Source organism: Pseudoalteromonas luteoviolacea, assembly GCF_001750165.1.
Lineage (GTDB): Bacteria > Pseudomonadota > Gammaproteobacteria > Enterobacterales > Alteromonadaceae > Pseudoalteromonas > Pseudoalteromonas luteoviolacea_G.
In genome coordinates, this window is record NZ_CP015411.1 from 2,193,455 (window position 1) to 2,214,515 (window position 21,061).

The window sequence follows — 21,061 nt, forward strand, 5'->3', positions numbered from 1 at the left end:
CTACCCCTTAGTCATTTTGAGGTGCTGACATTCCAACACCTAATTTTTTACATCGCTTTTCAATGAGTTCATTTGTAGAGATGGCATCGATTTTTAGTCCAATTTTTTGACTGTGATAAACAACCCAAATAATGAGTTGCAAGCCAGCAGAATCTACTTCTGTGGTATCGCTAAAATCAAATGAAACACTCTCTTTGTCCGAAATATAAGACTTGATTTCATTGAACGTTTCTTGAACTTCGTAAATCGTCAGTTCAGAAGGAAATTTAAAACACTCCGACATATATGCTCTCTACATCATTAAAAGTTTTGATACCGCTTGCAGCATTTGTGCAGGCTTAAATGGTTTTACCATCCATGCTTTTGCACCCGCTTTTTTTCCCTCTTCCATCATGCTTTGCTGATTTTCTGTGGTTAACATTATCACAGGGGTAAACTTGTATTGGGGAAGCTGCTTAGCTTGCTTCACAAACTCAATACCATTCATATTTGGCATATTTACATCACTGATTATCAGATGTATTTTGTTACCATTGAGCTTGGTTAGTGCATCTTTGCCATCTCTCGCTTCCACGACGTTAAAGCCTGCGCCGGTTAAGGCTATGTTGACGACTTGTCTGAGTGAGTCAGAATCATCTACTACTAATATGGTTTTACTCATAATGGCCTCATAAGAAAGTTAAATCATCAACCGTATCGTCATCGCCACCTTTTGATAAGATGCTGCGCTGCTCGTTGGTTGCTGCGGTTTTCTTCAGTTCGTTACTGATCCTTTGGTGATTGAATTTAGCTGTTTGAGATTTCCTGCGATTGAGAATAAATTGGTCAATCTCTTCGGTCATGATGTTCAAAGCAATTGTCACGCTATCTTGTATCTGGTCGACCCGATCTTGGAACTGCAAGTCGATCATAATGTGAGAAATCTTTTCCCTTATTTCTATATTAGAAGTGTGTAGCTCAGAGGCTTGTGTTTCGACTTGCTGTGATAAAGCAAGCCATTCGTCTACGACATTATTTATGTCAGTTCGATATTTATCAGTGAGGGCTTGTTTATTTTCTAGTTCACTATTCATCATATCCATTGAGGTCCGCATGGCATTTGCAATGCTTTCTATTAGCTGACCGATGCGCACACCTGTTTCACCGCTAGAGTTTGCCAATGACCTGACTTCGTCTGCAACAACCGCAAAGCCTCTGCCATTTTCACCTGCACGCGCAGCTTCAATAGATGCGTTTAGCGCTAATAGGTTTGTCTGCTCGGCAATTTTAGATACATCAACAGACATCGTTTGCAGCTCATTACTTTTGTCCACTAAATCTTTAATCGTTACTGTCATTTGGGCCTGAGAATCATTGGTTTGCTCAATATAGGCGAGCACATCATTGAGCTTTTCTCTGCTTGATTCAGACACATCTTGCAGACTGTTACTGCCATCATTCGCTGTTCTGTTTAGCGTATCTGAAATGCTAGCAACCAGCTGCGAAAACTCTCCAGACATATTAACGACCGAGCTTTTTGTTTGTTCTCGAGCACTGGATACTTGTGCTATCAGTTGGGGGATGATGACGCTGCTTAACTGCTCTAAGCAGGCCAAATCTTCTTTATGTTCTTGTATATTGTCTGTGTTAGATGTTGAAGACTCATCTGTTACCTCAGCTTTATTCTGCTTAAGTGCGAGATTTTGAAGCACCATCGCGACGACTGTCATTACAACCAAAATGAGTGTAATCAGTATAGATTCCACAAAAAGTAGTCCGATCACCAATATCACTACAGGTATAATGTAGGCAACAAACAAAAACATAATACTTATTCTTCATCTGGGTTATTTTTAGCCTAGTAAAGTATGATTATTGTGCAAATTTTAATTTGTCTCTACACTTTGCCATTTCTTTGTTGCAACTAGTTAATGAAATTAATAGAGTGAAGGTAAGGTATATGATGATTTAAAATTAAGAAGTAAGCAGGTTTAATTATGTCAAAATCGCAAGAGCAGCAGTCACTCCAGTTATGGCAACGAGAGCAGCTACAGGCAGCACAGCGTTACTTAGCTGATAAAGGAATTATCACCACTAAAGTTATTGAGAAAGAGTGCCGCATACTGCCACCAGCAATTGCAATTTGGAGGTTGGAAGACCAAAAAGGAAAAGGATATTGGGCTGTTTCAGGGCAAGTACCAACAGATGCTGTTGAAACAAAAGTTGCGAATAGTGCAAGAGACGCACTTAGGCATTTATCATTCCAGTGGCAAATAAAGGCAGATGGTATTATCTCTGCGGGCGTTAAAGATCAGACACAAGTTGATTTTGCTAATTTACTGGTCAATAAGGCGCATGATATTTATGCAATTTACAACAACGACAAGCTGTGGGCTAGTGTAGCATCGTAAACGGTTCTGAGTTAATCATTGAAGCAGGGCATTTTAACCTCTGTCTTGGTATGCCTGCTTCCATAAACACGCCACCTTGCTTACTAAATCCCGATTTAAGAAAAGTGGGGACTTCGTCCAAAATACACTGCACAAAAACGTCTTCTAACCCTTTCTGTTGAGCGAGATCAGCTAGATAACCAATCAATGATTGGTAAGCTTGTCTATTTCTATGGTCCTTAACAATTGCGATTCTACTTATTAGTCCATCGCTGCACAATCTACCAGTACCAACAGCTTGGTCGTTTTCATCTCGTATTAATACATGATCGGCTGTTTTGTCATGTTGATCGAACTCTACTTGTTTTGGTAAGTGCAATTCACAAACGAACACTCTTTCACGAATTTGGCGCAGCTGTCCCTGAGTTTGTTTCCAACTCACTTTGTCGACGTGATAAATCATGATTACCTCTTTGCGAAAAATCATAGAACACGTCCTGACGAATAAGGGAAAAATCAACCCCTATTATTATTGTTGGTGCCATGAGAATGACACCTTGTATTTGTTCGGTTGGCCCTGTCAGTCAGGCATTTAAGACCAAGCTTCTATGTAAAAAAGCCCGTCGTTTATAAGCTTAGTTAACGTTTCTTTAAATTCCAAGCTAATCAATGCTGGTTTTACCTGTTCAAAGGAAAAATTTGTGTTATCTGTTAACAATTTTACCTGTTCCAGTGTATTTCTGGGAAGAGAGTAATTTTCACCGTTAACACTCAGCAAAATATCTGTATCGGTGATTTGGTAAATGGCCCTTACACCACCTGAGCGAATAACGATATCGTGGGGCTCAACTTCATCCTCTAAATACTCTGCTACTAATGCATCATCTAGTGGAGCTAAGTCCATATCATGCTTTGGTTGGCTTAAATAAGTGCCTAACCATTGACTATACAGTGAGTCATTTTCTATTAATGTAGTTAACATAGCTTGGATTTTGAGTTTGTCATCGGAATTAATTTCACCAATGGACTCTCTCAAGTTGAGGTCAGCATCATTATAGCGATTTTTTCCTGCTTCCTCGTCAATGATATGGTCAGCAAAACTACTGATCAGATCCTTTTGGTCTGGTGCTCTAAATCCGACAGAGTAGTTTAGTGCATTTTCAACGGCGTAACCTTCGTGTGGGCAACCCGGTGGAATGTAGAGAATATCACCCGGTTCAAGAATTTCATCGATGATTGCTTCAAATTGTTCAACTTGAAGCAACGCTTTGTCTTTGGTGAACTGTTTTAAATTTTCGTCTGGCATACCAACACGCCAGTGTCTTTTACCTTCACCTTGAATAATGAATACGTCATATTGGTCTAAATGAGGTCCAACCCCTCCTTTGGGTGTTGAATAGCTAATCATTAAATCATCAATGCGCCAGTTTGGAATGAAACGAAATGGTTCAAGTAATTGGGCTGCTTGTGGGTGCCAATGATCAACAGCTTGAACGAGCAGGGTACTATTGGTTTCAGTTAATTTATCAAAATTCTCAAATGGTCCATGGTGTGCCAACCAATTTTCGTCATGATTTGTGATTAGTCGAGACTCTATGCTGTCTTCCATAGCTAACCCTGCAAGCTCCTCTGCTGACAAAGGGTCTTGAAAATTTTTAAAACCTCTCTTGATCAGTAGAGGCTTTTTTTGCCAATACGCTTTTAAAAAGGTTTCAGGGCTCATATTGTTAATAGACAGCTGGTACATATTTTCTCCATAAAAAAAGCGAAAGTAACAAGCTATTCGCTTATCCTTTCGCTTAATAAAATCTAATAATATAGATTAGTTTAATTCGTCGATAAATGCTTCTGCACGGCCAATATAGTTAGCTGGAGTCATTAGTTTCATCTCAGCTTTAACTGTGTCAGGTAAATCTAGGCCGTCAATGAATTCAGCCATGATCTCTTGATTAACACGCTTACCACGCGTTAATTCTTTAAGCTTTTCATACGGCTTTTCGATACCATATTTACGCATAACCGTTTGGATTGGCTCTGCGAGCAGCTCCCAGTTATCGTCAAGCTCTGCAAGTAGGCGATCTGCATTTACTTCTAGCTTACTGATGCCTTTAAGTGTTGCTTGATATGCGATCAGAGTATAACCCATACCAACACCTAGGTTACGCAAAACGGTTGAATCTGTAAGGTCACGCTGCCAGCGAGATACCGGTAGTTTTTGCGCAAGGTGAGCAAAAATAGCATTTGCTAAACCTAAGTTACCTTCAGAGTTTTCAAAGTCAATTGGGTTTACTTTGTGCGGCATTGTGGATGAGCCGATTTCGCCAGCAATTGTTTTTTGCTTGAAGTGGTTTAGTGCAATGTAGCCCCAAACGTCACGGTCAAAGTCTAATAGAATTGTGTTGAAACGTGCAATCGCATCAAATAGCTCTGCAATGTAGTCATGCGGCTCGATTTGAGTCGTGAACGCATTCCAAGTTAAGCCTAGACTTGTCACAAATGATTCAGCGTGTGCATGCCAGTCATATTCAGGGTAGGCACTTAGGTGAGCATTGTAGTTACCTACAGCACCGTTGATTTTGCCTAGTAGTGATACATTTGCAATTTGTTCGCGTTGACGCTGCAGGCGAACATAAACGTTTGCAAATTCTTTACCCATAGTAGAAGGTGATGCTGGCTGACCGTGAGTACGCGTCATCATCGGTACTGACTTATACTCAATCGCTTTTTCTTTGATGGCATTAAGCAGGTTATCACAGTAAGGAAGTAATACTTGATCACGTGCTTCGCTAAGCATTAAACCATGAGATAGGTTATTGATGTCTTCAGATGTACAAGCGAAGTGAATGAACTCATTTACCGCTTGCAGCTCTGCATTATCCGCAACTTTCTCTTTTAGCAAATATTCAACTGCTTTAACATCGTGGTTAGTTGTACGTTCGATGTCTTTAACACGCTGTGCATCTTCTTCGTTGAAGTTTGCCACGATGTCGTCAAGTAGCGCATTCGCTTCGTCACTGAATGCAGGGACTTCTTTGATTGCGTCAGCTTTTGCTAAAGCTTGTAACCAACGAACTTCTACAGTAACACGGTATTTGATTAGACCGAACTCACTGAAGATGCTTCTCAGTTCTGTGGTTTTGCTACCATAGCGACCATCTACTGGAGAGATAGCGGTTAACGCTGAAAGCTCCATAATTTCTCCTAACTAATTGGTTTTTTGAACGATATTTTAAAAAAATTGTTGTGCTGTGTGGATAATCTTTTTCTTAGAGAAAAAGAAGTGACGGCGTTTTCCGCCTAATTGTCTCCACAACACGGCACTTCTAATACCTGCTAACAGCAAAGCACGGATCTTATGTTGAATATGTGTTTGCTGTAATAAATCTGGTTTACCAAAAACTTGGATTTTTGGTCCAGCAGGGCTGATAACTTGGGTATAGATATCAGCGAGTGCACCTAGAATTTGCTCGTCATAGACATTGAAATGTAATCTCTGTCTTTCGACTTGTTCTATACGTTTAGCTAGCTCGGAAAAAACAGTATCATTTGATGATAAGGCTCTTTCTAATTGTAAGAGGCTGCCAACGTATTTCACTATTTCAACATCTTTTTCACCGTCACTTGATAGTTGAGCGACTAGCGCTTGATAACCACCTTTGAGTGCAAAGTGATCATCATAAACGTCTTCCGGATTTTGAGGTGCTGTATTTAATATACTCTGTAAAAACGTATGTACCTCATTTTCATTGAAGGTACCATAACGAGCACATTTTTGGACAAGCTTAGCTATTTGGCAAATAGCAGCGAGAGGAATAACGGCTTTTGGTTGCATTATTTAATCACCGACTCAATGATACCACCACCTAAGCAAGCATCATCCAAATAGAAAACAGCAGATTGACCGGGTGTTACGGCTTTTTGTGGCTCATCAAATAACACGCGTGCCATACCATCTTTACCTACTAATAAAGTACAAGGGATATCTTCTTGTCTGTAACGAGTTTTCACTGTACAGCGGGTCGTGCCTTGTGGGCCTTCACGATCAACCCAATGAAGTTGGTTTGCATTCAGGCCGTTGCTGTAAAGGCGAGGGTGATCTTTACCTTGTCCAACAACAAGTACATTGCGTTCTACATCTTTATCTACTACGTACCAAGGTTCACCAGAGCCTTCTTTCATACCGCCTATCAATAGGCCTTTTCTCTGGCCAAGGGTATGGTACATCAAGCCTTCATGCTCACCGACTTGATTTCCTTCAGCGTCTTCGATAACACCTGGTTGAGCAGGTAGGAACTTTTGTAAGAAATCTTTGAACTTGCGCTCACCAATGAAGCAAATACCTGTACTGTCTTTTTTGTTATGCGTAATTAGGCCTTGCTCTTCAGCAATTCGACGTACTTCAGGTTTTTCGATTTCACCTACTGGGAACAGGGTTTGCGCAACGTGCTCATGGCTCAATGTATATAAGAAATAACTTTGGTCTTTGTTATTATCTAACCCTCTTAACATCGCAAACTTGCCGTCACGCTCTTCTCTGCGAACATAGTGGCCGGTCGCGATGTAATCTGCACCTAATGCTTCAGCAGCAAACTCTAAAAACGCTTTGAACTTAATTTCTTTGTTGCACATGATATCGGGGTTAGGCGTACGCCCAGCACGGTATTCTTCTAAGAAGTATTCAAATACGTTATCCCAGTATTCAGCTGCAAAGTTAACTGTGTGCAATTCAATGCCCAGTTTTTCACAAACAGCTTGTGCATCTTTTAGATCTTCAGCAGCAGCACAGTATTCATCGTTATCGTCTTCTTCCCAGTTTTTCATAAACAAGCCTTCGACTTGATAACCTTGTTCTTTTAGAAGGTAAGCTGAAACTGAAGAATCTACGCCGCCAGACATGCCGACAATGACTTTAATGTTACTGTTATCGCTCATAATATCGCTGTACATCTATATGTAATATTTGAAAGGCCGTGAGTATAGCATGCATTTGGCTGCCCTCAAAAGACACACTCTAGACTTTATTTGGCTGCAAAACCTTATACTGACCGTTATTTAGGCCATTAAGTGTATATTTGCCAATACAGTATCGGATCAACCTGAGTGTTGGGTGGCCTATGTGTGCAGTCATTCGACGAACTTGACGGTTGCGTCCTTCCGAAATAGTAATACTTAACCAAGTTGTAGGAATATTTTTACGCTCTCTGATCGGTGGCGTGCGCGGCCACACGTTTGGCTCTTTTATTACCTCAACTTGCGCGGGCTTAGTTAAGCCATCTTTGAGTTCTACGCCTTTTCTGAGCTGATTTAATGAATGCTCATCTGGTGCGCCTTCAACCTGAACCCAGTAAGTTTTATTGGTGTTTTTTTTCGGTTCAGTCAGTTTGTGTTGCAGCTTTCCACAGTTTGTAAGTAGCAATAAGCCTTCACTATCTCGGTCAAGGCGACCCGCTGCATAAACTGATTTAACATCGATATAATCAGCAAGCGTTTTACGGTGTTGATCATCAGTAAATTGGCACAGTACATCGAATGGCTTGTTAAACAGAACTATTTTGACATCTTCAGGTTTTACTGGTGGTTTTTTAGCCCCTCGTGATGGTCTTTGTGAGGTGTTGTTTGGCTTTTTCCGAGCAGCGTTAGGGCGCTTACTATTTTTGTATGTCATAGTTTACAAGTAGGTAATATGAATGGGCGCATACTAACAAAAGTCTCACCATACTTCAGCATGAAAACGAAAAAAGGCAGCACAGGGCTGCCTTTCAAAGCTTGAATTTAACTTATGCGATTAGGTTTAATGCATCGTTAAATAATTTACTTGGACGCATCGCAGCAAACGCTTTGTCGTCATTTGGTTGGAAGTAACCTTCTACATCCATTGCTTGACCTTGAACATCGTTTAGTTCTGCAACGATAGCAGCTTCGTTTTCAGTTAGTTGCTTAGCAACCGCTTCAAATTTAGCTTTAAGCTCAGCATCTGTGTCTTGTGCAGCAAGCGCTTGTGCCCAGTAAAGAGATAGATAGAAATGGCTACCACGGTTATCTAGTTCATTTACTTTACGAGAAGGTGACTTGTTCTCATCAAGGAATTTACCCGTTGCTGCATCTAACGTATCTGCAAGTACTTGTGCTTTCGGATTGTTAGTTACTTGGCTTAGGTGCTCAAGAGACGCTGCTAGCGCTAAGAATTCACCTAAAGAATCCCAACGTAAGTGGTTTTCTTTTTCGAACTGTTGAACGTGCTTAGGCGCTGAACCACCTGCACCAGTTTCGAATAGGCCACCACCGTTCATTAGTGGAACGATAGATAGCATTTTCGCACTTGTACCAAGCTCTAGAATTGGGAATAAGTCAGTTAAGTAGTCGCGTAATACGTTACCTGTTACTGAAATAGTGTCTTGGCTGTCTTTCATACGTGCTAGTGAGAACTTAGTCGCTTCAACAGGCGCAAGAATGCGGATATCAAGACCGTCTGTGTTGTGCTCAGGTAAATATGCATTTACTTTTTTGATAAGCTCAGCATCGTGTGCACGCTCTTCGTTTAACCAGAATACTGCTGGAGTATTAGATGCACGTGAACGATTAACAGCTAGCTTCACCCAATCTTTGATTGGTGCGTCTTTAACCTGACACATACGCCAGATATCGCCTTGCTCAACATCGTGCTGAAGTAGTACGTTACCTGCTTGGTCAACTACGCGGATAACACCATTTGAAGGGGCTTCAAACGTTTTGTCGTGTGAACCGTATTCTTCCGCTTTTTGTGCCATAAGACCTACGTTAGGGATTGTACCCATAGTACGAGGATCAAAAGCACCGTTTTCTTTACAGAAGTCGATAGTTGCTTGGTAAACACCAGAGTAACAACGATCTGGAATAACAAAACTTGTGTCTTGTTGCTTGCCTTCTGCATTCCACATCTGACCGCTTGTACGTATAGCCGCTGGCATAGATGCATCGATGATAACGTCACTTGGAACGTGTAGGTTAGTGATACCACGATCTGAGTCAACCATTGCAATGCTTGGACGAACGTCATAAACAGCTGCAAGATCTGCTTCGATTTCAGCGCGTTTTGCGTCATCAAGCTTAGCAAGCTTGTTATACACGTCACCAATACCGTTGTTAACGTCAACACCTAGTTGCTCGAAAGTATCACCGTGTTTTTCGAATACTTCTTTGTAGAATACTTTAACTGCGTGACCAAAGATGATTGGATCTGACACCTTCATCATGGTTGCTTTCATGTGCAGCGAGAACAGAACACCTTTCTCTTTTGCCGCTTCTACTTCAGCTGCTAAGAAAGTACGAAGTGCGTTAACACTCATGCGAGACGCATCGATGATTTCGCCAGCTAGTAGAGGCGTGCTTTGCTTAAGTACATTTACAGTTCCATCTGCTGCAACATGTTCGATACGAACGTCGGTTGCTTCAGCAACGGTAGTAGACTGCTCAGAACCAAAGAAGTCGCCTTCGCTCATGCTTGCAACGTATGACTGAGAGTCTGCAGACCAAGCACCCATTGAATGTGGATTTTTCTGAGCATATGCTTTTACAGAACCAGGTGCACGACGGTCAGAGTTACCTTCACGTAGTACAGGGTTTACTGCGCTGCCTTTGATTTTGTCGTAAGTTGCTTTGATTGCAGCTTCTTTGTCATCTTTTGGCTCTTCAGGGTAATCAGGAAGTGCATAGCCTTTTTCTTGTAGCTCTTTAATAGTTGCTTTAAGTTGAGGGATTGAAGCACTGATGTTAGGTAATTTGATGATATTTGCTTCAGGCGTCTTAGCAAGTTCGCCTAGCTCAGATAGTGCATCTGCAATTCTTTGCTCTTCAGTAAGAAACTCAGGGAAGTTAGCGATCACACGACCAGCTAAAGAAATGTCTCTTGTTTCTACTTCAACACCAGCTGCTTTAGTATAAGCTTTAATTACTGGCAACAAAGAATATGTTGCTAAAGCTGGTGCTTCGTCGGTTTTTGTATAAATAATTTTTGATGTCATCATCATTCCTAGATAGTTTTGGGCCAATTTCGACCGTTCAACAATAAGCAAAATCTTGCTAACTTATGTTACCCAACGTTATTTTGACGATTGGATAGCAAAAAAATTAGCTTTTAAAAAGCTTAAACTCTTTGTAATTAGCAAGTTTGTTAGTTATTCCTACTGAAGTTAGGTAATAGCAATAACTAACAGACCTGGACATCGGCAGGGATTGTACCAATCTAATCGTAATGCTGCTAATGCAATTTACTTAAGTTATAGAAAAATATGTTACAAGGGGCGTTTTGAAGAGAAAAGAGATGAAGCGAGCTACTTTCGAAGCCCGCTTGTAGAGCCTTTAGAATTTGCTATGCCATTTCACCAACTTTTGGTGCAATATTAGTAGCATGTAAGCCCTTAGGCCCTTCCTGTAGCTCGAATGTTACATCTTGACCAGCTTTAAGCGTTTTGTATCCATCCATTACAATCGTCGAGTAATGTGCAAAGATATCTTCGTCACTGCCGTCTTCTACGATGAAACCAAACCCTTTGGCGTTGTTAAACCATTTGACTTTTCCGCAAGCCATACTTCTACATCCTTCTATAAGTTGACTAATTAAGTTAATCTAACCTTTGAAATTTGCTAAGCTGTCCATATCATGAACAACTAGGACTAGAATGTAGTTTAAATAACCATACAGTCAAGTTTTTTAGTGCAGTTTTTTAACATTTTATTTATTTTTTAATTCAAGTTTGCTTGAGTATATAAGACAAGACTATATTTAATTATGAGTGGGATAAAAGATTCAGGTGTGTTGGAAGAGGTTAAAGACCTTGAGAAGCAAAAGTTACAGCCACCTAAGAAATACAAAGTGATTTTGAACAATGATGATTACACTCCGATGGATTTCGTCATCGAAGTGTTAACGACTTTTTTCAACATGGATAGCGAAAGAGCAACTGAAGTGATGTTGAAAGTGCATCACGAGGGAAAAGCGGTATGTGGAATGTATCCTGCAGACATAGCCCATACAAAGGCTGAGCAGGTGAACAGATACGCTCGCGATCATGAGCATCCGCTCCTGTGTAGCTGTGAGCAAGAATGACCTTATTTATTCTCGTTGGGGGTTGCCAATGCTAAATAAAGATTTAGAAATTACACTTAACACCGCGTTTCGTGAAGCTCGTACTCGTCGTCATGAATTTATGACGGTGGAGCATTTATTACTTGCACTGATTGATAACCCATCTGCAAGTGAAGCGCTCAATGCTTGTAGCGTAGATACTGACAGTTTGAAAAAAGATTTGTCGGAATTTATTGATGAAACAACGCCGATAATCCCTGAATTAGAGGAAGACAGGGAAACTCAGCCCACGTTAGGCTTTCAACGTGTTTTACAAAGAGCAGTGTTTCATGTCCAATCTTCTGGTAGAAACGAAGTTACCGGCGTAAACGTATTAGTCGCTATTTTTTCAGAGCAAGAAAGCCAAGCCGTATATTTATTGAAAAAGGCGGATGTCAGCCGGTTAGATATAGTTAATTTCATCAGCCACGGTATTTCAAAGTCTGATGATGATCCTGAACCGGAAGAGCACGAGGATATCAATGAAGAAGGTGCAGAAGCTCAAGGTGAAGAAAAAACAAAGCTAGAGAACTTTACTGCAAACTTAAATGTGTTAGCGAAAGCTGGTCAGATAGATCCTTTGGTGGGACGTGATCAAGAAGTAGAAAGAACCATCCAAGTATTGTGTCGCCGTAAAAAGAACAACCCTTTATTAGTGGGTGAAGCGGGGGTTGGTAAAACAGCAATCGCAGAGGGCTTGGCCTATCGTATTGTTAACGATCAAGTTCCTGAAGTAATTGAAGACGCTGTCGTTTACTCATTAGATATGGGAGCGCTTCTAGCAGGTACAAAATATCGAGGTGACTTTGAAAAGCGCTTCAAGGCGTTACTCAAAGAGCTTCAGGCAAAGCCAAATGCTATCCTATTTATCGATGAAATTCATACTATCATTGGTGCAGGTGCCGCGTCTGGCGGCGTGATGGATGCGTCGAATTTGATTAAGCCATTGCTATCTAGCGGCAAACTTCGCTGTTTAGGCTCTACCACGTATTCCGAATTTAAGAATATATTTGAAAAAGACAGAGCATTAGTCCGTCGTTTCCAAAAAATTGATGTTGTTGAACCAAGTGTTGCTGATACAGCAAAGATTCTATACGGCCTAAAAGATCGTTATGAAGAGCACCATGGTATTCGTTATACACAAAAAGCGTTAAAAGCAGCGGCTGAGCTGAGTGCCAAATATATCAATGAACGCCACTTGCCTGATAAAGCAATTGATGTGATTGATGAAGCGGGTGCGAATCAACGTTTACTCCCTATGTCTAGACGCAAAAAGACAATTGGTGTATCAGACATCGAACAAATAGTATCTAAAATTGCGCGTATTCCTCAGCAGAATGTGTCTTCTAGTGACAAAGAGGTGCTTAAGAATCTTGATAGAAACCTTAAGATGCTAGTGTTTGGTCAAGATGAATCAATCGATGCGCTGACTTCTGCAATTCGTTTATCACGCTCAGGCCTTGCCAATGAAGAAAAGCCAATCGGTTCATTCTTATTTGCAGGACCAACTGGTGTAGGTAAAACAGAAGTGACTAAACAGCTTGCTAAATGTATGGGGATTGAGTTTATTCGATTCGATATGTCAGAGTACTCTGAACGTCACGCTGTAAGCCGTCTAATCGGTGCACCTCCAGGTTATGTTGGTTTTGAGCAAGGTGGTTTGTTAACAGACTCCGTGATAAAGCATCCACACGCAGTTGTGTTATTAGATGAGATTGAAAAAGCTCACCCTGATATTTATAACATTTTGCTGCAGGTGATGGATCACGGCACATTAACTGACAATAATGGTCGTAAAGCTGACTTCCGCAATGTTATTTTTGTTATGACGACAAATGCAGGTGTGCAGGAAACGGTTCGCAAATCGATTGGCTTCCAACAGCAAGACCACTCTCATGATGCAATGATTGAGATTAATAAAGTATTCACACCAGAATTTAGGAACAGACTGGATAACATTATTTGGTTTAACCATTTAGAGAAAGAAGTGATCTTACAGGTTGTCGATAAGTTTATTGTTGAACTGCAAGCACAGCTTGATAAGAAGTCGGTGAACTTAGAGCTTACCAATGAAGCTAGAGATTGGATTGCTGATATCGGTTATGACAAAGCGATGGGTGCTAGGCCGATGGCACGTGTTATTCAAGATAACCTTAAAAAGCCTCTGGCGAATGAAATTTTATTTGGCTCCCTCATTGATGGAGGCAATGTGAAAGTAACAGTCAAAGCGAATGAACTCGAGTTCGATTTTGAACAAGAGTTAGTGTCTGCATAGTTAAGAATAGATACAGCCGTCATTATAAGTTAAATGGGTGGCTGTGCTTCCTAAACGCTGTGTAAAAGCAAAAAACCTAGCCAAGGCTAGGTTTTTTGCTACATACGTCTTATAGCATCACAATGATGCTGGCGAGACGGTAGAATTAACGTGCACGGAAAACGATGCGACCCTTGCTTAAATCGTAAGGGGTTAACTCTACAGTGACTTTGTCACCTGTTAAAATACGGATGTAGTTTTTGCGCATTTTACCAGAAATATGAGCCACAACTACGTGACCATTTTCTAATTCAACACGGAACATTGTATTTGGTAAAGTTTCAAGGACCGTGCCTTGCATTTCAATAACGTCTTCTTTCGCCATTTGGAGCGTATCACCTCTGTATAAGTTTATCGTTGGAGATTTTGCCCAAAAGCACACAATAAGTAAAGGTAAGAGCTTAAATTAGTAACTTAAATATTTATCCATGTATCTTCTTTAAGCTGTTGAGCTGGTGAAAACTGCTTTTTGTAGCGCATTTTTTTACATTCGTCTATTTGATAACCTAAATAAACAAAGTCTTTTTCTTCTGAGCTGGCGAGCTCAATTTGGGCCATTATCATAATTGTACCCAAACTTAAGTGCTCAAAGTCGGGGTCGAAGAATGTGTAAATTGCGGATAATGCATTCGGCATAGTGTCAGTTACTGCAACAGCAACGAGTGTGTTTTTGTGCCAAAGTTCGATAAATGAGATCGGCATCCAGCGACAAAATAAGAAACTTTCGTACTGCAACCTATTGGGTGGGTACATCGTGCCGTCACTGTGCCTTAAATTAATATACTTTTCGTAAAGCGGAAAATAATTATCTTTTTCCTCAAAACTAACTTTTACACTGAAGTCGTCGCGGATTTTGTTAAATTTACGCTTTTGTGATTTTGAGGGAGTATATTGCTTGGCTAAAACACGTATCGACTGGCAAGCACTACAGAGTGGACAGTGTGGGCGATATATTTGGTCACCACTGCGTCTAAAACCTAATGATAATAACGCTTCAAACCGAGGTGCTGTGTAACATTCACTGTCCAATATTACTAATAGCTGCTCTTTTCTATTCGGTAAGTAGCTGCAATCAAATTGTTGACTGAGGCCTATTTTAGAAGGAAAGTGTTCAGTCATATATTGCCCCTATGTCTTGTGGTTGCCACATGGTTTGTACAGGGTGATATCCACTTGCTTCTTTTAGTTTAGTCAAAAATTCCTCTCTGGGAATGACTTTTGCTCCCATTGAACTTAAATAGGGGTTATCCAATTGGCAATCTATAAAATGAGCATTATGTTTTTTAAGCCAATTTACCAATGCCCACATTGCCAACTTTGATGCATTGGGTTGATTGTGAAACATGGATTCGCCGCAAAATACACCTGAAACCATGATACCGTAAAGTCCACCAACTAACTCGCCATCGACCCAGACTTCTAAGCTATGGGCAAAGCCTTCTCTGTGGGCTTGACAGTATGCTTTCAACATATTTTTGTTGATCCAAGTACCTTCTTCATGGAGTCTTTGCTCTCTACATTGAGTGATAACTTGTTCAAACACTTTGTTTACTGTAACTTTTGGATTCAGTCTATTTTTTGCTTTTCTCAGTGTGCGACCAATATGGAAGTCGTCAAACTCAATGATTCCGCGTTCGCTTGGAGACCACCACATGATGGGTTCTCGTTCATTAAACCAAGGAAATATACCAAGCTGATAGGCTTTTCTTAATCTTAGGGTGTTTAAGCATCCACCAATAGCTAACAAGCCATCGGGTTCTTTTAATGCATAGTGGCAGGGCGGGAATATGTAATCTGTCAGTGATAAGTGGAACAACTGTTGTGTCATATCAGACTTTAGTTTCGTGTCAGACTTTAGCTAAACCAAGTTTAGCAAATTGAAGTGTAAAGCACGCCACGAATTATGGCGTGCTTTAGCATTATTTAAGGTTGTCTAAATAACGCTCAGCATCCAGTGCAGCCATACAGCCTGTGCCAGCGGATGTAATAGCTTGGCGGTAAATGTGGTCAGAAACATCGCCTGCAGCGAAAACACCTTCTACGCTGGTTTGCGTTGCGTTTCCGTTTAGACCTGACTCTACAACTAAGTAGCCGTCTTTCATTTCAAGTTGACCTTCAAACATGTCAGTGTTTGGCTTGTGACCGATAGCGATAAATACACCTGCTAGGTCTAGGTCTTCAGTTGCATCAGAGTTTGTATCTTTGATACGAATACCTGTTACACCCATGTCATCGCCAAGTACTTCGTCTAAAGTGCGGTCAAAGTGAAGAACAACATTGCCGTTTTTCGCTTTCTCTAATAGGCGGTCAGATAGGATTTTTTCACTACGGAAGCTATCTCTACGGTGAACAACATGTACTTCGTCTGCAATGTTAGAAAGGTATAACGCTTCTTCAACAGCAGTGTTACCACCACCAACTACAGCAACTTTTTGTCCTCTGTAGAAGAATCCATCACAAGTTGCACAAGCCGAAACACCACGACCTTGGAAGTTTGTTTCAGACTCTAGACCTAGGTATTTTGCAGATGCACCTGTTGCGATGATTAATGCATCACAAGTATAAGTGCCTTGGTCGCCTGTAAGGGTAAATGGACGTTTAGTAACATCAACTTTATTGATGTGATCGAAGATAATCTCTGTTTCAAAACGCTCTGCATGCTCTTTCATACGCTCCATAAGAGCAGGGCCAGTTAAACCATGTGCATCACCAGGCCAGTTTTCTACTTCTGTTGTTGTTGTCAGCTGACCGCCTTGTTGCATACCTGTGATTAAAACAGGGTTTAAATTTGCACGTGCTGCATAAACAGCGGCAGTGTAACCAGCAGGGCCTGATCCAAGGATCAATAGTTTACAGTGCTTATCACTCATGAATTTCTATCCTAAAATTTAGTATTAGCATTACAATGATGCCGATTCTAAGTAAATCAACCCAGAAGTAAAATAAAAATCAAATAAAGCAATTTTAGAAATCGTGAACTTGTCAAATTTAGTGTACTTGATGGAAAAGTAAGCCAATGGAGCTTAAATTGTCGGATCTTCATGACCTTTCTATTTTTTTTTGTTATGTTTTAAGGAATTTTTTTTGCTACTAAATTCTCAGTAGCCCAAGACTTAAAGGTATATATGGCATTTTGGCAGGACAACCCTGGCTTTGCTTTAGAAGCGAGCAGCTGTAAAGTCTTAACAGACGCTAAACATTATCACAGTGAACTTTTGTCTTTGATTGGTCAGGCAAAGAAGCGAATTTATATCGCAGCACTGTACTTACAAGATGACACAGCAGGTCAAGGTGTATTGTCTGCGTTGCATAATGCGTCGCTGAACAACCCAAATTTAGAAATCAAAATACTGGTCGATTTTCACAGAGCCCAGCGAGGCTTAATTGGTGAGGCAAAATCTGAAGGTAATGCACGCTTATATTGTGATTATTTGGCGCAATTCAATTCAAATGTTGAAGTGTATGGCGTGCCAGTCAAAGCCAAAGAACTATTCGGTGTACTTCATCTCAAGGGGTTTGTGATTGATGATACGGTTCTTTACAGCGGAGCAAGTATCAATGATGTATACCTGCATCAAGAAGAACGGTATCGCCTTGATCGTTACTTTGTTTTAGAAAATGCGAAGTTAGCAAATAGCTTTATGACGTTTATTGAGAAGCACTTGTTAAATTCCGAGGCTGTTCCAAGGATTGACAAAAGGCCTTTAAAGCCATTTAGTGAAATTAAGTTGGCGCAAAAGAAATTAATGCGCTCACTCAAAAAGGCTAATTATGATATGTCTAAAGCTGATGAATCTAATGGTCTAAATGTGAGGGCTTTTTTAGGTTTTGGCCGAAGAACAAATAAACTTAATAGATTGATTAAGACGATATTTGATACCACTGAACAGGAATTGATTTTATATACGCCTTATTTCAACTTCCCAGCCCCTTTATTGCGCTCTTTACGTCGTTTGCTGAAGCAAGGTAAGTCGATCACCATTGTCGTTGGCGACAAGACCGCAAATGACTTTTATATTTCACCAGATAAGCCGTTTAGTCGGATTGGTGCGCTCCCTTATCTTTATGAGCGTATTTTACATAAGTTCTTGAAGTCGCAAAAAAGATATATAGAACAAGGTTTACTAAATGTGTATCTATGGAAAGACGGCGATAACTCATTTCATTTAAAAGGTATTAATCAAGATAATCAAGTTCACTTGATGACTGGCCACAATTTAAACCCAAGAGCTTGGGGTCTCGATATTGAAAATGGCATTTTGATAGAAGATAGAGAGCACGCATTGAAGTCATTCATAGATGATGAGAAAAACTCGATTCTATCTCATTGTAGAAAACTGAGTGGAGCAGATGATCTTGAAACATTACAAGATTACCCAGCACCGGTGCAAAAAATATTAGGGCAGGCTAAACGTGTCAAAGTCGACTTTATCATTAAAAAGTTTATTTAAATTCGCTGTCACAGTTTGAATAGGGCGACTAAGTTCTGTTAGTCGCTTTTAATATGTAACACTAATTTCATAGGCTTGATTTAAGTACTTTGTTTTGGGCATTTTTCTCAGCAGTTTAATGCTAATGATAACCCTAGAGCCCCCTGATTTTGACAGTTGTGATTGTTTTCCGACATTATATTGCATATTAATGCTTAGGCCTAATGGCAAAACCCTAATTTAAAAGTGTCTACTTGCACGTCTGATGAACCAAGTTACTTTTTTTGTCGCCTTAATTGACCCGGACTGATGCCAATTATTTTTTTGAAGGCTTTGCTAAATGAAGCCTCTGAGCGGTAACCAACTTGCTCTGCAACGCTTATCATCGATTCTTTTCCTTCTTTGAGTAGGTCTTGGGCGATATGCATTCGCCACTGACTGAGATAGGACAGTGGCGTCATACCGATGATTTCATGAAATAGATTTGCAAACGCAGAACGAGACATACCGACGGAATGTGCCATGCGCTCAACTGTCCACGCCTGGGCTGGTTGTTTGTGGATCAGGCTCAAAGCAAGACTAAGTCGTGTATCTGCAAGTGCCCGAAAGTACCCCGTACCAGAATGTTGTGTATTGACATGCCATCGTAGCAATTGAATGACAAGTACCTCGGTGAGGCGATCAACAATGACGGTGCCGCCAGGCAATGTAGAGCGGGATTCATGGGCCAGCATATTGGCTAGGTTGTTTAACCACAGCAATGACGGTTCTTCATTTGTTTTTATATGCAAAAAGCTGGGCATATCTCTTAATATTGGCAGCTGGACGTGTTGCTGATATTTGAAGTATCCGCACAATAATGTCGTTATGCTTTCACCCTCTGAAAACGGGTTTTCGTCGTTTTGTATTTGTGTTAAAAGTTCGTCTCCCGATATACAGACTCCATTTGGTTGATCGCCAATTTGGTGGGCCGCACCTGTTGGAAATGCAACAATATCTCCGGTAGAGAGGTAGGTAGCATGCTTTGAATCAAGCATGTTTAACCAAGCACTGCCTCGAACTACGAAGTGAAAAGTACCATAGTCTGTTTCTTGCTCTTTTATTCCCCAAGGTGTTGAAAAGTCGGTGCAAAAATAGCTGCTAGCTTGAAGGCGAAGCGCATTTAAGATATCAGATAATGCATCTCCCCCAATTAAGCTGTTTCCAGCATTAGGTATTTGGGCGCTCGATAGCGATGAAAGGTGATTAAACACGGGTTTACTCCTATTGGTCAATATGAACCAAAAAAGTACGATTTGACATATATGCTGCACTAAACATCATAGTTTGTACAAGACGAAACAGTAAAATTGCTGACTTTATCGTTTATTTAAATGGAGCGTGTCACTATGAATGAAACAAAGAATGAAGTAACAGGTTGGAAGTGGGCAATGTACGCTGGGTTAATACCTTTGATGGCGGGACTATTTATGTTATTGACTTCCAATATCTCTATTTCTAACGATATGTCGCTATGGACATTTGTTATTCATAGGTTATGACTTTAGTTTTTCTCAGCTTGCTGCTGTAGATCCGCAAGCGGGTCCATTTGTGGCACTTTTAGCGATGCTGGCAAGTGTCAATATCGTATCGGCGGCAGTACCAATTGTTCTTATTTCAAAATTTGCACTTAAAAAGGGTCAAAAATGGGCTTGGTACTACCTTTTATTTATGCTTGTGTGGGAGGGGTTTAACGACGTTTATAGCGTGACTCAGTTTTATTTTGAAACCGGTGCGCCAATGTTTGTTATGCCTTGGTTGTTTTGCACTTTGATGGCAGTAGGCTTATATAAAACACGTAAGCAGATTTTTAGCTAGTAATATAGGTACTGTTCCGGTTTTCTGGGGATATATTGCGGGTGATATTAGCCCGCGTTTCATTTTTACAATCGCAAGTTATTTTATAATTATTGCAACTGGCAGCCTTTTCACTTCAACAATTCAAACCGCTTCATTACTTGGCCTAAAAATACATTGAGATAGGTGTACCTCATAGGTCTAAATCTAGAACTATCTACCTTTTATTTCTTATAGGTTGTTGGAGAACACTCCAAAAAAGCGCTTGCCTCAGCTTTTTTTGTACGAACTGACATAAAGTTGGTTTTTTTGGTCATGGTTCATCCGAGTGAGGTGATTAATAATTTATCCCAAGCCGTTAATAGATTGATTGCCAGCAACACATAAACTGCTGCGGATGTGAAAGTAGTTAAAGCATAAAACACGATAACAGTCGCTATTTTTGCTTGGCATCTGGATACGGTATCGAGATCACATAGCTCACAAATTTATTAAGGAGGCTGCTTTTGTTTACTCATTCGATTAATTCTACGTACAAGGTTGGGCAAGGTACTGCACTGTTTGGGGTTGTCCTACCATTACTTCTGATTGGCGCACTTAAATTTACCCCCACGGAAGTTGAAGCATTAAAACCCATCATTAATGGCACCCCTTGGTTAACTTGGTTGTATGCCGTATTTGGTTTTGCAGGGGCATCGTATTTCATTGGGATGATTGAAATTATTACTGCCACTTTATTGATTATGTCTGTGTGGTCTGCGCGTGCGGGAATTATTGGTGGAGTAATGGGTGCCATGACTTTTTTAGTGACTGTGAGCACTTTACTTGTGCTGCCAATCTGGGAAGACAAAGAGGGAGGTTTCCCATTTTTAAATTTTCTAGGGCAGTTTTTAATCAAGGACTTTGCTTTATTAGGCATTTCAATATTGGTGCTAACCAGCGGCTTTGCGCGTTTACGTGCTCGCAGCTGAGTTAACTAAATAGCTCAAAGGCAAAAAGTGAGGGGGAT

23 protein-coding genes are annotated in these 21,061 nt (G+C 40.5%); 7 read left to right on the plus strand and 16 right to left on the minus strand.

Features of this window, described 5'->3' with window-relative positions; translation table 11 throughout:
• Positions 1–7: 7 nt before the first annotated feature.
• From S4054249_RS09325 to S4054249_RS09335, 3 genes are read right to left on the minus strand one after another with little or no spacing between them, the layout of a single operon-like run.
• Positions 8–283, minus strand: coding sequence for an STAS domain-containing protein (locus tag S4054249_RS09325; protein ID WP_039608998.1), 276 nt, complete (start codon positions 281–283; stop codon positions 8–10).
• Positions 284–292: 9 nt separating this feature from the next.
• On the minus strand, positions 293–661 hold the full coding sequence (locus tag S4054249_RS09330) for a response regulator (RefSeq protein ID WP_039608997.1): 369 nt from the start codon (positions 659–661) through the stop codon (positions 293–295).
• A gap of 7 nt (positions 662–668) precedes the next feature.
• A complete protein-coding gene (locus S4054249_RS09335; protein ID WP_230851831.1) occupies positions 669–1,745 on the minus strand; it encodes a methyl-accepting chemotaxis protein in 1,077 nt (358 codons plus the stop codon).
• A 231-nt stretch (positions 1,746–1,976) separates the two neighbouring features.
• Here S4054249_RS09335 and S4054249_RS09340 point away from each other — a divergent pair, with 231 nt between their 5' ends.
• Positions 1,977–2,390 carry a DUF4826 family protein gene (locus S4054249_RS09340; RefSeq protein ID WP_046355350.1) on the plus strand — a complete coding sequence of 138 codons (414 nt, stop codon included), beginning with the start codon at positions 1,977–1,979 and terminating at the stop codon, positions 2,388–2,390.
• Here S4054249_RS09340 and S4054249_RS09345 read toward each other — a convergent pair.
• The 8 genes from S4054249_RS09345 to cspD all read right to left on the minus strand — a co-directional run bounded on the left by S4054249_RS09345 (position 2,374) and on the right by cspD (position 10,935).
• Positions 2,374–2,832, minus strand: a complete 459-nt coding sequence (locus S4054249_RS09345; RefSeq protein WP_046355349.1) for a GNAT family N-acetyltransferase — start codon at positions 2,830–2,832, stop codon at positions 2,374–2,376. The two genes, S4054249_RS09340 and S4054249_RS09345, sit on opposite strands and share 17 nt — an antisense overlap.
• Before the next feature lie 129 nt (positions 2,833–2,961).
• Positions 2,962–4,116, minus strand: coding sequence for a cupin domain-containing protein (locus tag S4054249_RS09350; RefSeq protein WP_046355348.1), 1,155 nt, complete (start codon positions 4,114–4,116; stop codon positions 2,962–2,964).
• A 75-nt stretch (positions 4,117–4,191) separates the two neighbouring features.
• Positions 4,192–5,562: an adenylosuccinate lyase gene (purB, locus tag S4054249_RS09355; RefSeq protein ID WP_046355347.1), complete on the minus strand. Its 1,371-nt coding sequence runs from the start codon at positions 5,560–5,562 to the stop codon at positions 4,192–4,194.
• Between the two features lie 36 nt (positions 5,563–5,598).
• A complete protein-coding gene (gene hflD / locus S4054249_RS09360; RefSeq protein WP_046355346.1) occupies positions 5,599–6,201 on the minus strand; it encodes a high frequency lysogenization protein HflD in 603 nt (200 codons plus the stop codon).
• A complete protein-coding gene (gene mnmA / locus S4054249_RS09365) occupies positions 6,201–7,301 on the minus strand; it encodes a tRNA 2-thiouridine(34) synthase MnmA (RefSeq protein ID WP_046355345.1) in 1,101 nt (366 codons plus the stop codon). The genes hflD and mnmA overlap by 1 nt, the downstream gene beginning before the upstream one ends.
• 79 nt (positions 7,302–7,380) lie before the next feature.
• Positions 7,381–8,034: a pseudouridine synthase gene (locus S4054249_RS09370; RefSeq protein WP_046355344.1), complete on the minus strand. Its 654-nt coding sequence runs from the start codon at positions 8,032–8,034 to the stop codon at positions 7,381–7,383.
• Between the two features lie 112 nt (positions 8,035–8,146).
• Positions 8,147–10,369 (minus strand): NADP-dependent isocitrate dehydrogenase, encoded by a 2,223-nt coding sequence (locus S4054249_RS09375; RefSeq protein ID WP_046355343.1) that lies wholly within the window; start codon positions 10,367–10,369, stop codon positions 8,147–8,149.
• Positions 10,370–10,716: 347 nt separating this feature from the next.
• A complete protein-coding gene (gene cspD, locus S4054249_RS09380) occupies positions 10,717–10,935 on the minus strand; it encodes a cold shock domain-containing protein CspD (protein ID WP_023401678.1) in 219 nt (72 codons plus the stop codon).
• 201 nt (positions 10,936–11,136) lie between these two features.
• Here cspD and clpS point away from each other — a divergent pair, with 201 nt between their 5' ends.
• Both clpS and clpA read left to right on the plus strand, forming a co-directional pair.
• On the plus strand, positions 11,137–11,454 hold the full coding sequence (gene clpS, locus S4054249_RS09385) for an ATP-dependent Clp protease adapter ClpS (protein ID WP_039608987.1): 318 nt from the start codon (positions 11,137–11,139) through the stop codon (positions 11,452–11,454).
• Positions 11,455–11,482: 28 nt separating this feature from the next.
• Positions 11,483–13,747 carry an ATP-dependent Clp protease ATP-binding subunit ClpA gene (clpA, locus tag S4054249_RS09390; protein WP_046355342.1) on the plus strand — a complete coding sequence of 755 codons (2,265 nt, stop codon included), beginning with the start codon at positions 11,483–11,485 and terminating at the stop codon, positions 13,745–13,747.
• 145 nt (positions 13,748–13,892) lie between these two features.
• On the opposite strand, the gene infA is transcribed toward clpA, so the two are convergent.
• The 4 genes from infA to trxB all read right to left on the minus strand — a co-directional run bounded on the left by infA (position 13,893) and on the right by trxB (position 16,656).
• Positions 13,893–14,111, minus strand: coding sequence for a translation initiation factor IF-1 (gene infA, locus S4054249_RS09395; protein ID WP_023401681.1), 219 nt, complete (start codon positions 14,109–14,111; stop codon positions 13,893–13,895).
• An 89-nt stretch (positions 14,112–14,200) separates the two neighbouring features.
• The gene (locus tag S4054249_RS09400; protein ID WP_046355341.1) at positions 14,201–14,905 is read right to left on the minus strand and encodes an arginyltransferase; all 705 of its coding nucleotides are present in this window, start codon (positions 14,903–14,905) and stop codon (positions 14,201–14,203) included.
• Positions 14,898–15,614, minus strand: coding sequence for a leucyl/phenylalanyl-tRNA--protein transferase (gene aat, locus S4054249_RS09405; protein ID WP_046355340.1), 717 nt, complete (start codon positions 15,612–15,614; stop codon positions 14,898–14,900). Before aat ends, S4054249_RS09400 begins: the two co-directional genes overlap by 8 nt.
• 91 nt (positions 15,615–15,705) lie before the next feature.
• Positions 15,706–16,656: a thioredoxin-disulfide reductase gene (trxB, locus tag S4054249_RS09410; protein WP_039608983.1), complete on the minus strand. Its 951-nt coding sequence runs from the start codon at positions 16,654–16,656 to the stop codon at positions 15,706–15,708.
• A gap of 255 nt (positions 16,657–16,911) precedes the next feature.
• Here trxB and pssA point away from each other — a divergent pair, with 255 nt between their 5' ends.
• The gene (gene pssA / locus S4054249_RS09415; RefSeq protein WP_046355339.1) at positions 16,912–18,237 is read left to right on the plus strand and encodes a CDP-diacylglycerol--serine O-phosphatidyltransferase; all 1,326 of its coding nucleotides are present in this window, start codon (positions 16,912–16,914) and stop codon (positions 18,235–18,237) included.
• A 254-nt stretch (positions 18,238–18,491) separates the two neighbouring features.
• Here the strand turns inward: pssA and S4054249_RS09420 are convergent, their stop codons facing one another.
• Positions 18,492–19,469 carry an AraC family transcriptional regulator gene (locus tag S4054249_RS09420; RefSeq protein ID WP_046355338.1) on the minus strand — a complete coding sequence of 326 codons (978 nt, stop codon included), beginning with the start codon at positions 19,467–19,469 and terminating at the stop codon, positions 18,492–18,494.
• A 135-nt stretch (positions 19,470–19,604) separates the two neighbouring features.
• Here S4054249_RS09420 and S4054249_RS26540 point away from each other — a divergent pair, with 135 nt between their 5' ends.
• The 3 genes from S4054249_RS26540 (at position 19,605) to S4054249_RS09430 (ending at position 21,023) form a co-directional block, all read left to right on the plus strand.
• Positions 19,605–19,757 carry a hypothetical protein gene (locus S4054249_RS26540; RefSeq protein ID WP_155401362.1) on the plus strand — a complete coding sequence of 51 codons (153 nt, stop codon included), beginning with the start codon at positions 19,605–19,607 and terminating at the stop codon, positions 19,755–19,757.
• Positions 19,738–20,073 (plus strand): hypothetical protein, encoded by a 336-nt coding sequence (locus tag S4054249_RS09425; protein WP_046355337.1) that lies wholly within the window; start codon positions 19,738–19,740, stop codon positions 20,071–20,073. Before S4054249_RS26540 ends, S4054249_RS09425 begins: the two co-directional genes overlap by 20 nt.
• 485 nt (positions 20,074–20,558) lie before the next feature.
• On the plus strand, positions 20,559–21,023 hold the full coding sequence (locus S4054249_RS09430) for a DUF417 family protein (RefSeq protein ID WP_046355336.1): 465 nt from the start codon (positions 20,559–20,561) through the stop codon (positions 21,021–21,023).
• Positions 21,024–21,061: the final 38 nt, after the last annotated feature.

What these genes read in the sequence shown, in the direction of transcription:
- S4054249_RS09400 (WP_046355341.1), bottom strand. Translation starts at nt 14,905, where the DNA reads ATGACTGAACACTTTCCTTCTAAAATAGGCCTCAGTCAACAATTTGAT.
- purB (WP_046355347.1), bottom strand. Translation starts at nt 5,562, where the DNA reads ATGGAGCTTTCAGCGTTAACCGCTATCTCTCCAGTAGATGGTCGCTAT.
- S4054249_RS09350 (WP_046355348.1), bottom strand. Translation starts at nt 4,116, where the DNA reads ATGTACCAGCTGTCTATTAACAATATGAGCCCTGAAACCTTTTTAAAA.
- S4054249_RS09345 (WP_046355349.1), bottom strand. Translation starts at nt 2,832, where the DNA reads ATGATTTATCACGTCGACAAAGTGAGTTGGAAACAAACTCAGGGACAG.
- aat (WP_046355340.1), bottom strand. Translation starts at nt 15,614, where the DNA reads ATGACACAACAGTTGTTCCACTTATCACTGACAGATTACATATTCCCG.
- S4054249_RS09370 (WP_046355344.1), bottom strand. Translation starts at nt 8,034, where the DNA reads ATGACATACAAAAATAGTAAGCGCCCTAACGCTGCTCGGAAAAAGCCA.
- mnmA (WP_046355345.1), bottom strand. Translation starts at nt 7,301, where the DNA reads ATGAGCGATAACAGTAACATTAAAGTCATTGTCGGCATGTCTGGCGGC.
- hflD (WP_046355346.1), bottom strand. Translation starts at nt 6,201, where the DNA reads ATGCAACCAAAAGCCGTTATTCCTCTCGCTGCTATTTGCCAAATAGCT.
- trxB (WP_039608983.1), bottom strand. Translation starts at nt 16,656, where the DNA reads ATGAGTGATAAGCACTGTAAACTATTGATCCTTGGATCAGGCCCTGCT.
- clpS (WP_039608987.1), top strand. Translation starts at nt 11,137, where the DNA reads ATGAGTGGGATAAAAGATTCAGGTGTGTTGGAAGAGGTTAAAGACCTT.
- S4054249_RS09375 (WP_046355343.1), bottom strand. Translation starts at nt 10,369, where the DNA reads ATGACATCAAAAATTATTTATACAAAAACCGACGAAGCACCAGCTTTA.
- S4054249_RS09325 (WP_039608998.1), bottom strand. Translation starts at nt 283, where the DNA reads ATGTCGGAGTGTTTTAAATTTCCTTCTGAACTGACGATTTACGAAGTT.
- clpA (WP_046355342.1), top strand. Translation starts at nt 11,483, where the DNA reads ATGCTAAATAAAGATTTAGAAATTACACTTAACACCGCGTTTCGTGAA.
- pssA (WP_046355339.1), top strand. Translation starts at nt 16,912, where the DNA reads ATGGCATTTTGGCAGGACAACCCTGGCTTTGCTTTAGAAGCGAGCAGC.
- S4054249_RS09330 (WP_039608997.1), bottom strand. Translation starts at nt 661, where the DNA reads ATGAGTAAAACCATATTAGTAGTAGATGATTCTGACTCACTCAGACAA.
- S4054249_RS09340 (WP_046355350.1), top strand. Translation starts at nt 1,977, where the DNA reads ATGTCAAAATCGCAAGAGCAGCAGTCACTCCAGTTATGGCAACGAGAG.
- S4054249_RS26540 (WP_155401362.1), top strand. Translation starts at nt 19,605, where the DNA reads ATGAATGAAACAAAGAATGAAGTAACAGGTTGGAAGTGGGCAATGTAC.
- cspD (WP_023401678.1), bottom strand. Translation starts at nt 10,935, where the DNA reads ATGGCTTGCGGAAAAGTCAAATGGTTTAACAACGCCAAAGGGTTTGGT.
- infA (WP_023401681.1), bottom strand. Translation starts at nt 14,111, where the DNA reads ATGGCGAAAGAAGACGTTATTGAAATGCAAGGCACGGTCCTTGAAACT.